The 12,712-nt window shown below is 60.9% G+C and carries 12 protein-coding genes and 1 pseudogene; 9 read left to right on the top strand and 4 right to left on the bottom strand.

The annotated features are described in order from the left end of the window. The first annotated feature begins 59 nt into the window (after positions 1–59). The 3 genes and pseudogenes from IFT76_RS20790 to IFT76_RS05910 all read left to right on the top strand — a co-directional run bounded on the left by IFT76_RS20790 (position 60) and on the right by IFT76_RS05910 (position 1,335). On the top strand, positions 60–254 hold the full coding sequence (locus tag IFT76_RS20790) for a DUF7740 domain-containing protein (RefSeq protein WP_244647863.1): 195 nt from the start codon (positions 60–62) through the stop codon (positions 252–254). A gap of 476 nt (positions 255–730) precedes the next feature. Continuing rightward, a pseudogene (locus tag IFT76_RS05905) lies at positions 731–913 on the top strand (Lrp/AsnC ligand binding domain-containing protein); the annotation flags it as partial. Between the two features lie 200 nt (positions 914–1,113). After that, a complete protein-coding gene (locus IFT76_RS05910; protein WP_192057629.1) occupies positions 1,114–1,335 on the top strand; it encodes a PLDc N-terminal domain-containing protein in 222 nt (73 codons plus the stop codon). A 77-nt stretch (positions 1,336–1,412) separates the two neighbouring features. Here the strand turns inward: IFT76_RS05910 and IFT76_RS05915 are convergent, their stop codons facing one another. Further along, positions 1,413–1,853 (bottom strand): YqaA family protein, encoded by a 441-nt coding sequence (locus IFT76_RS05915; RefSeq protein ID WP_185793983.1) that lies wholly within the window; start codon positions 1,851–1,853, stop codon positions 1,413–1,415. 367 nt (positions 1,854–2,220) lie between these two features. Here IFT76_RS05915 and IFT76_RS05920 point away from each other — a divergent pair, with 367 nt between their 5' ends. Further along, positions 2,221–2,802: a hypothetical protein gene (locus tag IFT76_RS05920; RefSeq protein WP_185793984.1), complete on the top strand. Its 582-nt coding sequence runs from the start codon at positions 2,221–2,223 to the stop codon at positions 2,800–2,802. A gap of 100 nt (positions 2,803–2,902) precedes the next feature. After that, a complete protein-coding gene (locus tag IFT76_RS05925; RefSeq protein WP_185793985.1) occupies positions 2,903–3,217 on the top strand; it encodes a hypothetical protein in 315 nt (104 codons plus the stop codon). Between the two features lie 98 nt (positions 3,218–3,315). Here the strand turns inward: IFT76_RS05925 and IFT76_RS05930 are convergent, their stop codons facing one another. After that, positions 3,316–4,386 carry a glycerophosphodiester phosphodiesterase gene (locus tag IFT76_RS05930; RefSeq protein WP_192057630.1) on the bottom strand — a complete coding sequence of 357 codons (1,071 nt, stop codon included), beginning with the start codon at positions 4,384–4,386 and terminating at the stop codon, positions 3,316–3,318. A gap of 140 nt (positions 4,387–4,526) precedes the next feature. Between IFT76_RS05930 and IFT76_RS05935 the strand changes: the two genes are divergently transcribed. Further along, entirely contained in the window at positions 4,527–5,546 is a 1,020-nt protein-coding gene (locus IFT76_RS05935; protein WP_192057631.1) for a DUF4917 family protein, read from the top strand. Positions 5,547–5,568: 22 nt separating this feature from the next. Here the strand turns inward: IFT76_RS05935 and IFT76_RS20895 are convergent, their stop codons facing one another. Continuing rightward, positions 5,569–5,781 carry a response regulator transcription factor gene (locus IFT76_RS20895; RefSeq protein WP_277305613.1) on the bottom strand — a complete coding sequence of 71 codons (213 nt, stop codon included), beginning with the start codon at positions 5,779–5,781 and terminating at the stop codon, positions 5,569–5,571. A gap of 86 nt (positions 5,782–5,867) precedes the next feature. Beyond that, positions 5,868–7,073 (bottom strand): class I SAM-dependent methyltransferase, encoded by a 1,206-nt coding sequence (locus tag IFT76_RS05945; RefSeq protein WP_192057632.1) that lies wholly within the window; start codon positions 7,071–7,073, stop codon positions 5,868–5,870. 223 nt (positions 7,074–7,296) lie between these two features. Between IFT76_RS05945 and bglX the strand changes: the two genes are divergently transcribed. Genes bglX through IFT76_RS05960 form a run of 3 tightly spaced genes read left to right on the top strand, consistent with a single transcriptional unit; the run spans position 7,297 to position 12,692 of the window. After that, complete coding sequence (gene bglX / locus IFT76_RS05950) at positions 7,297–9,588, top strand: beta-glucosidase BglX (RefSeq protein ID WP_192057633.1); 2,292 nt, start codon at positions 7,297–7,299, stop codon at positions 9,586–9,588. A 24-nt stretch (positions 9,589–9,612) separates the two neighbouring features. Continuing rightward, on the top strand, positions 9,613–11,367 hold the full coding sequence (locus IFT76_RS05955; protein WP_342365565.1) for a sensor histidine kinase: 1,755 nt from the start codon (positions 9,613–9,615) through the stop codon (positions 11,365–11,367). Next, positions 11,364–12,692: a sigma-54-dependent transcriptional regulator gene (locus IFT76_RS05960; protein WP_122479397.1), complete on the top strand. Its 1,329-nt coding sequence runs from the start codon at positions 11,364–11,366 to the stop codon at positions 12,690–12,692. The genes IFT76_RS05955 and IFT76_RS05960 overlap by 4 nt, the downstream gene beginning before the upstream one ends. Positions 12,693–12,712: the final 20 nt, after the last annotated feature.

A 12,712-nucleotide genomic window follows, 5' to 3' on the forward strand; every position in this document is an offset into this window, starting at 1 on the left:
ATCGACCAGGCTGTGAGATCCATATGCAGCCTAGTCCCACATCAGCTACCGATGGGACCATGACCCTATCTGATGTAATCCTGATACTGCTCTTGGCTGAACGTATCCCTAGTTCTGATGAGGCGATTCGCCGCTCAGCCATGAACGTCGTGAAGAAGCTTCCGCGAAGCAAACGAGACATCATTTTTCAGATAGTCAGGGCAAAGAGCCCACGCTATCTGATTCAGCATATCGCGGCAAACTTAGATGATTAGTGAACCTTATACTGCTAATGCAATGCCGTATCAGCGCGTGGCATAGGATATCGATCAAACGAGTTAGCCGACATAATGCATATACGCTAAGCAAATCTTGACCATACAAATTCGCTACACCCCCTAAGATGACTCAAGTCTTTAACAGAAAGGCTTCTGCCTAGAATATTTTTTTCGAGGTAGGAATTGACACGAAAGATAATCTCTATCGAGCATATAACATGAAGAGCAAAAATATTTGTCCCCAAGTCTGAATTAAACTGTGGAGACAGCATTGTAAACAATGGAGTCAGTATTTCTTAATTTGAATTAGCTGAGCGCGCCCTGGTTACTCCAGACAAAAAAATACATTATCCGACAAATGAGCGAGCCCTGTAATTTCGCTATATACTCTTCGTATGCTTTCATCCTCTCCGCTAACTCTAGGAGCATCGCCAGTCTTATACCTACCATTAAGAATTTTTCGTAATTGCACCATCGTTCAGGCGCAGAAACTGCTTGGCGATCCGGACTACCTACTCATGGTGGTAACTGCAGATCTTCCTGCGTTTCAGAGACTTTATGACGAGGCGCTATCGAGGCTGCCAAATGTACAGCGACTGACCTCGACCTCGGTAATGAAGCACATCATCACAGATCGCTCACTCCCATTGGACTGAGCGCCGCGAATCCGGTTGTATCAATTCGATTTAACCGCACGCTCACTTATTAAACACGCGAGATGAGTTCGGCCGACGCTTGCGCGGCGATGATTACCGTGAGGAATTGGAAGGTACGTCAATCGCCAACTGGAAATGATCGGGAACTTGCGCAGACCGGTATCCCTCTCCTGTAGGTGATTGCTCAGGAGTGATAAACCATGGAAACCTCGATTTTCTGGGCGGCGTCCGCCGTGATCGTTCTGTTGCTGGACGCTTGGGTACTGACGAGCGTCTGGCGAAGCACCAAAAGCTCCGGCACGAAGCTGGGCTGGACGGTGCTGATCTTTGTACTGCCCCTTGTCGGACTCGCCATCTGGGGCATCGCGGGGCCGAGAGGCGTTGCCATCCCGCCAGCATCGGATAAGCACAGCAAAGGCTGATGTCGATCCTACCCATCTGATACGCGTTGGCTGGCATGTATTTAATTCGCCATCCCCAGGCGTTTGGCTGAAGGCGTTCATATCGCCCAGCCAAGCGTGATCGCGGTCAGTGCCAGATAGCGGAACGCCTTGGCCAGTGTAACCACGACCAGAAAACGCCAGAGCGGCTCACGCATGACGCCAGCGATCATAGTGATGGGATCACCGATGATCGGCACCCAGCTGAACAAGAGCGCCCAGTATCCGTAGCGCAGGTAGGCATTCTGCGCTTTATCCAAGTGGCGCTCACTGATGGGAAACCAACGGCGGTGCCGAAAACGTTCGATAGAGCGGCCCAGGTACCAGTTCACGACAGAACCCAGCACGTTGCCCGCCGTGGCGATCAGTACGAGCAACACCGTTGCGTAGTGTTGCGAAACAAGCATCCCCACCAATACCGCTTCGGATTGCAAAGGCAGAAGCGTGGCGGCACCGAACGCCACGACGAAAAGGCTTACATAGCTGGTCAGTTCGAACACCTTGTCATCTCGCGTGTGAAGGCCTGCTGCGGAGTGAACGTTTCAAACGCAGTTATCCGCAACAGCTCGCAGGTTTCAAGGGCTGATACCAGCTCTGCTGTACCGCATGGTGTGGAAACTGTCCCATTGGCACCAGCTATACAGATAAACAAGATGCAGATGTAGCGCATCGATCAGCACAGATTCGTTGCTCGCAACCTTGCAAAGCCCCCCGCCCAGCACCCTTCATTTCTCGATCAAACAGCCAGTTACGCCAACTCAATCAGAAAACCACCCAACATTGCGAAGAAATTTCTGACACTGATGTTGACGGTTCAGTTACCTATCCAGCCTAGTAATATCCTCTTACTTGATAGGGACATCCATCATGATCATCCTGGTAGCGGGTATTCATGGCGTGGGCAAAACCTGGCATTGCGAGCATTACGGGCACCGTCGGGGCGTGTTGCACAGCAGCGCTTCGGGTTTGGTCAGGCAGGTGCTGGCCTGTGTGAAATGGAGCGATGATCGCTACGCGACCAATCGAGACCGCAACCGCCAGGCACTGGAACTGGCCGTGACCAGCATCGCCGCCAGTGGCAAGTCGATGCTGCTGGAAGGAAACGTGGCGTTGATGGGTAAGCGCCCACGTTCGTCGGGCACCGATCTGACAGCGTTCGAGCGGCTTTCCCTGGGGGCGATTCTGTTGCTGGAGAGCGATCCGTGGACGGTGTTGAAGCGCTTGCCGGCCAGCCACGCTTCGCCGACCGAGGTCGAGGTGTTCCAGCATCAGGAGCGTGACAGCGCGCGAGCGGTGGCGCGCCATCTGGACATTCCGCTGATGCTGCTGCGCGATTGCAGTGACCACACCTTTGGCCAGACCCTTGATGCCTGGCTGAAGCGCGGGCAGCCTATCTCCATTGATACAGCCAGACGCCATCCACCTGGATTTCATCGTCAATACCGCTGAGAAGCATTGCTGCGACGAGATGCCGCTCGTCGCCTCGACGGCACCTTGCGTGCAAGACGCTGGCCCAATGCTTGTACCCCAATCACTGCGGAGATGCACCATGATGATTAGCAAAAAGCTTGCCTCGCTGGCTCTGGCCGGTCTTCTGTCGGCTTCGTCGTTCGCGGCGATGGCGGCGTCCAACGACAGCAACCCCACGGCTACGCCAGAAGCGCCATCGGGCAAGCAGGTCATTCCAGGCACTGACAAGTCACCCGACAATGGCAACGCCACTGGCATAGACGGCAAGACCGGTTCGATGAGCCAGGGCGCAGATGCCGGCACCACCGATGGTGGGCCTACCCCGATGGGCGCGACCAAAGGCGATGGCAGCTCGGGCAACAGCGGCGGCAACGGCAGCGGCGCTGGCAAATAAGCCCACCGCACCTTCTGCAGCGGCGCGAATTCCGTCCTTCAAATTGCCAGGCGCAATTGCAAGGTCAAGCGGATTCGCGCCGTTGGCGTTTCCGCAGGTCAGTAACCGTTGCGTAGAAGAACCTCGATGACCGATTCAGCGGCAGGACGCTTGTAGAACTTCAGCAGCTCGCTGGTACGGTTGGTGAAGATGCCATCCACGCCTGCGTCACTGACCTTCTTGAAATCGACCGGCTCGTCCACGGTATACACGTGCACCAGAAGACCTTTGTCATGAGCCAGCGTGTTCATCCACGGCTGAACCAGGTCCATGTAGCTCTCCTCTCCCCCCTCGGTCAACGCTGCCGAAGGGCCGGTGCCCACCGCGCCGTTGGCTTTGGCAATGTCCAGCCAGCGCTCGAACTCGGCACGGTCGCGGGGCCGTTGCTGGGCGTAGTAAGCCGCTTTGTCCTTCATGCCGGACGCTGCGAACGTCACCTTGGATTCGGGCTCGATGCTGCCCTCGCCTACCCATAGCAGCAATACCTTGGGCACCTGCGGCATTTCCTTGGCCAGCAGCTCCAGGCTGCCTTTTTCGAACGTCTGCAACACGACCCGGTGCTGACCATCGAGCCAGCCACGCTGCTCGAGTTTGGCCTTGAGGTCACGCTCGATACCAGGAAACTGCTGCGGCACCTTGGTTTCGATGTACACCCCAGGCGTGTGCGTACCGCCTTGCGCCACGTCGAGTACCTCATCGAGGGTGAGAATCTTCAAGCCTTTGTAACTGCCACGGGCGCGCTCGGGGTGCGCTGCGTTGAACCAGCTGCCGGCATCCAGGGTTTTCAGCTCCGCCAGGGTGAAGTCGCTGGCGGGCTTGTCCTTGCGCTCGGGAAATTTGCTGGCGATGTCGGTGGTGCGCAGCAAGGTATCGTCGTGCAGTGCGATCAGTTGCCCGTCGCGAGTGCGCTGCACATCGAGCTCCAGATAGTCGGCGCCCAGGTCACGGGCCAGCAGGTAGGCCGGCAGAGTCGATTCCGGCGCATCGAACGAAGCACCTCGATGGGCAATGACCGCAGGGTGCGGAATGTTGGCGGCATGAGCCAACTGATCGGGGGTTTGCCCCTGGGCCGAGGCAGCTGCGCCCATGGCAGCAGTGAGGCAGAGCGTCTTGTACAGGTGTGCCAACATGTGTAGTCCTTCCACGGATGATCGAAAACGGCGCGGTTTGATGCCGGTGAACCGACCCAGCATAGACGGCGTCGGATGACAGGACATGGCGTGATAGAGTCGCGCCCTTGCCCAAGACACGAGTAGAACGAATCATCACCATGGCACATGACACCTTCGACGCCCACCTCGACGACTGGCAAACCCTGCATAGCCGTCAGCCTGCACAAAGCCTGTTGCTGGGCAACGGCGCCAGCCGCGCGGTGTGGCGCAGCTTCGCCTACGACGGGTTGTTCGAGCGCGCGCAAAAGGTGCGCAACAAACCCTTGAGCCTGACCGACCTGGCCTTGTTCAAATCGCTGCAGACCCGCAGCTTCGAGCAGGTGCTGGCGGTCCTCAACAGTACCATTCGGGTCAATGCCGCCCTGGCGATCAGTTCCACCGCCCCGCTCAATCGCTACTATGCGATCAAGGAAGCGTTGATCCATGCGGTGCGCAGCGTGCACATTCCCTTTCGCCTGCTCGATGAACAGCGCCTGGCCGCGCTCAACCTTGCACTGCGCGCGTTCGACACGGTGTACAGCAGCAACTACGACCTGCTCTGCCCCTGGGCCGTGCAGCACGACACGCAGGGTTTTGCCGAGCTGATGGACGTGGACACCGGTTTCGACATTCGCCACACCGCCTCCACAGGCTGCCGCGTGCTGTACCTGCACGGCGGTCTGCACCTGATCAAGAACAGCGACGGTACGACCCGGCAACGCACCGCCGAGGGCGAAGCCTTGCTCGACGGGTTTGCGATCAACACGCCTGGCGATGTGCCGTTGCTGGTCAACGAAGGCCCCAGTGCGCAGAAGCTGCGCACCATCCGTGATTCGGACTACCTGAGCTGGTGCCACGGCGAGTTGAGCCGGCAAGACGGCACGCTGTGCATCTTCGGCCACAACCTGGACAGCGACGATGCGCACATCCTTCAGGCGCTGCGTCTGGCGCCTGCACAGACCCTGTATGTGTCGATCTTCCCGCTCAGCGATGCCTGGATCATCAGCCAGAAACAGCGCTTCGAAGAACTGTTCGCCGGCTGCGGCAAGACACTGTATTTCTTCGACGCGACCAGCCATGGCCTGGGCAGTGCGCAATTGAACGTGGCCGTGCCTGCGGTGTTGAAGAAGAAACGTTGAAGACTCGAGCGCAACCAGGCGCTCACCACAGCGATATCAACCCTTTCTCCAGTGCCAGCAGCACGGCCACGCTGCGTGAGCCCACGGCGAATTTGCGACGAATGTTGGCAAAATGGAAATTCACCGTGGCCTCGGAGCAGGCCAGTATGCGCGAGATTTCCCACGAGGATTTGCCTCTGCCACTCCAGACGAGCACTTCCTGCTCGCGCGGCGTCAGCTTGATGTCGAGCGTCACTGCGAACTCCAACCCTTGGCTTGAGCGCTCATGGTGGCGCTCGTCAGGGATGGGTCACAATGCCGGCGACTTGTAGTCCCGATGCCTCACAGCGCCTGGCCCAGCAGACCGTCTTCCTGCAGCAGGGTCTGCAGACGCTGCTCGCGAATGCCGTAGAAGGCTTTCAGTTCCTCGATCTTCGCCAGCGCTTCGGCGGACGGGCCGGACGTGTCGCGCTTGACCGCCAGAATCATCTTGTTCTTGTTGGTGTGCTCCAGGGAAATGAACTCGAACACCTTGGTCTCGTAGCCACAGGCGTCCAGCAGCAGGGCGCGCAAACTGTCGGTGACCATCTCGGCCTGCTGGCCCAGATGCAGGCCATATTGCAGCATGGGCTTGAGCAAGCCTGGGCTCTGGATCTGCAGGCGGATTTCCTTGTGACAGCACGGCGAGCACATGATGATCGCCGCGCCACAGCGGATGCCGGTGTGAATGGCGTAGTCGGTGGCGATGTCGCAGGCATGCAGGGCGATCATCACGTCGATCTCGCTGGGCACCACCGAACGCACGTCACCGCACTCGAACACCAGCCCCGGATGTTCCAAGGATGCGGCGGCGGCATTGCACAACTCGACCATGTCCGGACGCAGTTCGACGCCGGTGACCCGAGCCTGACGCTGCAGCGAGTTGGCCACATAGTCATGGATGGCGAACGTCAGGTAACCCTTGCCCGAGCCGAAATCGGCGACACGCACGGGCGCATCTGTCCTGGCCAGCACGGACGAGGCGAAGGCGTGAGAAAACACCTCGATGAACTTGTTGATCTGTTTCCACTTGCGCGACATCGCCGGGATCAACTGCTGCTGCTTGTCGGTGACACCCAGGTCATGCAGAAACGGCCGGCTCAGCTCCAGATAACGCTTCTTCTCCCGATCGTGACCCAATTCCGGCGCGGCCCGCTCCTGCTGTTGCTTGTTGCGGTGCAGGCTGGCCTTGTTCTTCTTGCTGAATTCGAGCTGCAACTCGTCGGTCAAGGTCAGCAGGTGCGCGTTCTTGAAGGTGTCGGGCAAGGCGTCGGCAATGAATTGCTGGCCATCGGTCAGGCTGAAGTTCTTGGTGATGTCGCGCGTCTTGTAGCGATACACGAACGACAGGCAAGGCTCGCCCTTGATGGTCGCCAACTTGACGATCAGCCGCTGCAGGTCCGGTTCCTGGCCGACATGGCGAGCCAGCACCACTTTGATGAAAGCGTTCTGCGCCAGGCTGGTGTCGAGCAGGGCAAGGAATTCGGCGCGGGGGTCGGTGACGGACATGGCGAAACGGATCTCGGGTCTATTCAGGCAGGCATTTTAGTGGCTGTGAATGGACTTGGGGGATTTGATTCGACGCTGCTTGCGCGGATGCATTTGTATCAATCCCGGCACCCGACTGGATTGACGAGCGCCGATACGTTAAAACACCTCCGGCAAACTATAAAAACACTGTCATCCGTAATCGGCTGCGGCATCCCTGCGGTAGGCCAGAGAGAAGAACTCAATGAACAAGCTGTGTCTGCTGGGTGTCGTCGTTGGCCTGGCCTTGCAAACCGCGTATGCCGATAGCCCTTCCCTAGGTCCGCAGAACAAGGATGCATTCGTTGCCGACCTGCTCGCACGCATGACCCTGGACGAGAAGATCGGCCAGTTGCGCCTGATCGCCATCGGTGGGGAAATGACTCACCAGCGCATCGAGGCCGAGATCGCCGCAGGGCGCATCGGCGGCACTTTCAATTCGGTCACTCGCGCCGACAACAGGCCCATGCAGGATGCCGCGCAGCGCAGTCGCCTGAAGATTCCCATGTTCTTCGCCTACGACGTGATCCACGGTCACCGGACGCAGTTTCCGATCAGCCTGGGCCTGGCCGCGAGCTGGGACATGGAAGCCATTGCCTTGAGTGCCAGAACCTCGACCGCCGAAGCGGCGGCCGACGGTATCGACATGACCTTCGGGCCGATGGTCGACATCTCTCGCGATCCGCGCTGGGGCCGCATCAGCGAGGGGTTTGGCGAAGACACCCACCTGGTGTCGAAAATCGCCCGGGTGATGGTGGAAAACATACAGGGCCCCAGCCCGGCCAGCCCGGACCGAATGATGGCCAGCGCCAAGCACTTCGCCTTGTACGGCGCGATCGAGGGCGGGCGCGACTACAACACCGTCGACATGAGCCCGCAACGGATGTTCCAGGACTACTTGCCGCCTTATCGCGCCACGGTCGATGCTGGCGCAGGTGGCATGATGGTCGCCCTGAACTCCATCAACGGTGTGCCGGCGACCTCCAATACCTGGCTGATGCAGGATGTGCTGCGCAAGCAATGGGGGTTCAAGGGCGTCACCATCAGTGACCACGGTGCAATTCATGAATTGATAAAGCATGGCGTGGCCAGCGACGACCGAGAGGGGGCCAAGCTGGCCATCAAGGCCGGCATCGACATGAGCATGAACGACCAGGCGTACGGCGAACATCTGCCGGGGCTGCTCAAGAGCGGCCAGATCAGCCAGGCCGACATTGATAACGCGGTGCGCGAGGTGCTTGGCGCCAAATACGACATGGGCCTGTTCGCCAACCCGTACCTGCGCATCGGCAAGGCCCAGGACGACCCGGCCGATGTCAACGCGGAAAGCCGCCTGCATCGCGCTGAAGCGCGTGATGTCGCGCGCAGGACGCTGGTGTTGCTGAAAAACCAGAAGCAGACGCTGCCGCTGAAAAAAGACGCGCGCATTGCCCTCATCGGCCCCCTCGCCGACGCGCCGGACGACATGCTCGGCAGCTGGTCGGCAGCCGGCGTCGCAACGCAATCGGTGACGTTGCTCAACGGATTGCGCAATGCCGTGGCCGACCCCGCCAAGGTCACTTATGCCAAGGGGGCGAATCTCACCGATGACCGTGCGACGCTGGACTTCATCGCCCACTTCAACCCCGAGCACGTGAAGCAGGCCATCGACCCACGCTCCGGCCAGGTTTTGATCGACGAAGCGTTGGCAGCGGCACGCGACGCCGACGTGATCGTGGCCGCGGTGGGCGAATGGCGCGGCATGACCCATGAATCGGCCAGCCGTGTTGCCCTCGACCTGCCGCGTACCCAGCAAGCCTTGATCACTGCACTGCGCGCCACGGGCAAACCGCTGGTGCTGGTGCTGATGAACGGCCGCCCGCTGACTATTGGGGAACAACAGCGCCAGGCAGATGCGGTGCTGGAAACCTGGTACAGCGGCACCGAAGGCGGCAATGCCATTGCCGACGTGCTGTTCGGCGACTACAACCCGTCCGGCAAACTGCCGGTCACCTTCCCGCGCTCGGTCGGCCAGGTGCCGCTGTACTACAGCCACTTGAGCATCGGCCGACCGTTCACGCCGGGGCATCCGGGCAACTACAGCTCGCAGTATTTCGACAGCGAGCAGGGCCCGCTGTACCCCTTCGGCTACGGCTTGAGCTACACCGACTTCAGCCTGTCGGACGTCAGCCTGTCGAGCAAGCGCCTGAGCCGCGACGGCAAGGTGACGGCCAGCATCAACGTGCGCAACGTCGGCAAGGTCGCCGGCGAGACCGTGGTTCAGCTGTATCTGCGTGATGTCGCTGCTTCGATGGCTCGACCGGTCAAGGAGCTCAAGCATTTCCGCAAGGTGATGCTCAAGCCGGGCGAAAGCCAGACCCTGACATTCGATATCGTCGAGGGTGATCTGAAGTTCTATAACCAGCAACTGGTGCGGGCCGCCGAGGCCGGGCAGTTCACCGTGATGATCGGGCTGGACTCCGAGGACGTCAAAGAGGCCACCTTCGAGTTGTTGTAGGTCGGCAACGGCTCGATAGCGCCCGTGACCGGTTCCCGCGCCCCACGCCTGGCCGTCATCGTGCTGGTCATCGTGGCCGGCGCGTCGTTGTGCGCCGTATGGGCGGGCCGTCACGCCCAGCTGCTGGCGCAGAACGAAGAGGCGGCACGCAGCAATGGCCAGTTGGCGCTGTACGCCAACAGCCTGCACACCCTGATCGAACGGTATCGCACCCTGCCTGCTGTACTGGCGCTGGATCCTCAGCTGCAGCAGTCGCTGCAGGGGCCGATCGATCCGGCCACCCAGAACATGCTCAACCGCAAGCTTGAGCGCATCAACGCGGCGGCGCGGTCGTCGACCCTGGAACTGCTGGACAGCCAGGGCCTGGCGGTGGCAGCCAGCAACTGGGGTCTGCCGACCAGCTATGTGGGTCACAACTACGCCTTCCGTCCCTATTTCAGCCAGTCGGTCAGCCAGGGCAGCGGGCGTTTCTATGCGGTAGGCGTAACCAGCGGCATTCCCGGCTACTTCTTGTCCAGTGCGATCAAGGACGCTCGGGACGGCTTTCTCGGTGCCATGGTGGTCAAGCTCGAGCTGCCCGAACTGGAACAGGAATGGGCGCAGGGGCCCGATACCTTGCTGGTCAGTGACGCGCGCGGGGTGGTGTTCATCGCCAACCGACCGGGATGGCGGTATCGCACCTTGCACCCTTTGAGCGAGGCCGACCGCGCCGAACTGCAGCGCACCCGTCAGTATCACGATCAAGCCTTGCAGCCGCTGGACCACCAGGTGCTGGGCAACCTCGATGGAGCGGCCCGGCACGTGCGCGTCAACGGCCCTCAAGGCACGGCCGACTACCTGTGGGCATCGTTGCCGATGGCCAGCGAAGGCTGGACCCTGCACTTGCTCAAGCCTCCCATGGCGAGTACCGAGGACAGCCGCAATGCCGCGCTGGCAGCGGCCGGCCTGTGGTTGAGCCTGGTTTTCGGCGGCCTCTGGCTGAATCAGCGTCGGCGCCTGGCTGCGCTGCGCCAGCGCGGTCGCGAGCAATTGGAATCACTGGTCAGGGCACGCACCCGGGAGCTGCGCGATGCTCAGGAGGGCCTGGTCCAGGCGGCCAAACTGGCGGCATTGGGGCAGATGTCGGCGGCCTTGGCCCACGAGATCAGCCAGCCGCTGACAGCGCAGCGCATGCAGCTGGCGAGCCTGCGGCTGTTGCTCGATCAGGATCGCATCGACGCGGCGCGCCAGGCCCTGGCGCCGCTGGAACAGATGTTGGTACGCATGGCGGCCTTGACCACTCATTTGAAGACCTTCGCGCGCAAGAGCCCGGCCGGCGTGCGCGAACGAGTCGACCTGGCGCAGGTGCTCGACCAGGCCTTGCAGTTGCTGGAAACACCCCTGCATGCGGCAGGTGTACGCCTGCAGTTGCAGGTCCGGCGGCCGGCCTATGTCCGCGGCGACGTGATTCGCCTCGAACAGGTGCTGATCAATCTGTTGCGCAACGCGCTGGACGCCATGACCGGGGTGCCGGCCAAGGACATGCACATCAGCCTGCAGCTTCATGGCGAGCAATGGCAGCTGGACATTGCCGACAGCGGTGGCGGCATCGCCAGCGAGCACCTCGAACACTTGTTCGACCCGTTCTTCACCACCAAGCCCATCGGCGAAGGCCTCGGCTTGGGGCTGGCGGTCTCCCTGGCGATCGCTCACGAACACGGCGGCCAGTTGAGCGCGGAAAACCTGGCACACGGCGCACGTTTCACCCTTGCCCTGCCCATCGATACGGAGCCTGCATGAGCAATCAAGTGATGGTCATCGACGACGAAGCGAGCATTCGCGACGCTGTTGAACAGTGGTTGGGCCTCAGCGGCTTTTCGGTGCAGCGCTTCAGCCAGGCCGAAGACTGCCTGGCGCAGCTGCCGGCGGATTTCGCCGGGGTCATACTCAGCGACGTGCGCATGCCGGGCATGGGCGGGCTCGCCCTGCTGGCACAGGTCCAGGCCCGCGACCCCGAGTTGCCGGTGATTCTGTTGACCGGGCACGGTGACGTGCCGATGGCGGTGCAGGCCATGCGCGAGGGTGCCTACGATTTTCTCGAGAAGCCTTTCAGCCCGCAAAGCCTGTTGACCAGCCTGCAGCGCGCTCAGGACAAGCGTCGACTGGTTCTGGAAAACCGGCGCCTGCACAGTCGGGCCGATTTCAGCGAGCAATTGCAGGCGACCCTGCTGGGCGCTGCGCCCGCCATCGCCCAGCTGCGGCGCCAGGTACTGGATCTGGCGCAGTTGCCGGTCAACGTGGTGATTCGTGGCGAAACCGGCAGTGGCAAGGAGTTGGTTGCGCGCTGCCTGCACGATTTCGGCCCACGGGCTGGCAAACCCTTCGTAGCGCTCAACTGTGCCGCGATTCCCGAGGCATTGTTCGAGGCCGAACTGTTCGGCCACGAGAGCGGTGCATTCACCGGCGCCCAGGGCAAGCGCATCGGCAAATTGGAGTACGCCCACGGCGGGACTCTGTTTCTCGACGAAGTGGAGAGCCTGCCGATGGCTCAGCAGGCCAAGCTGCTGCGTGTGCTGCAGGAGCAGAAGCTCGAGCGCCTGGGCTCCAACCAGAGCATTCCGGTTGACCTGCGGCTGGTCGCAGCGAGCAAGCCCGACCTGCTGGAGCAGGCACGGGCTGGGTTGTTTCGCGAAGACCTGGCCTATCGGCTGAATGTCGCCGAACTGCGCCTGCCGCCATTGCGCGAGCGGCGCGAAGACATCGTGCGGCTGTTCGATCACTTCACCGCGGCAACCGCGAAGCGTCTGGCGCGACAGGCGCCGCCGGTCAATTCGGCGCAACTGGCCCAGTTGCTCAGCCATGATTGGCCTGGCAACGTCCGCGAGCTGGCCAATGCTGCCGAACGCCACGTGCTGGGCTTGGCCGCGCCAGCGGCGGAAACGGTCAGCGTCCGGCTGTCCCTGGCGGCACAACAGGAAGCCTTCGAAGCCCAATGCCTGCGCGCGGCACTGGCGCGGCACCGCGGCGATATCAAGTCGGTGATGGAGGAACTGCAACTGCCTCGGCGCACCCTCAACGAAAAGATGCAGCGTCACGGCCTGGCCCGCGACGACTTTCGCGAGTAGGCAAGAATCCGCTCACTCCA

The sequence above is a fragment of the Pseudomonas sp. CFBP 13727 genome (assembly GCF_014841915.1).
GTDB classification, from domain to species: domain Bacteria; phylum Pseudomonadota; class Gammaproteobacteria; order Pseudomonadales; family Pseudomonadaceae; genus Aquipseudomonas; species Aquipseudomonas baltica.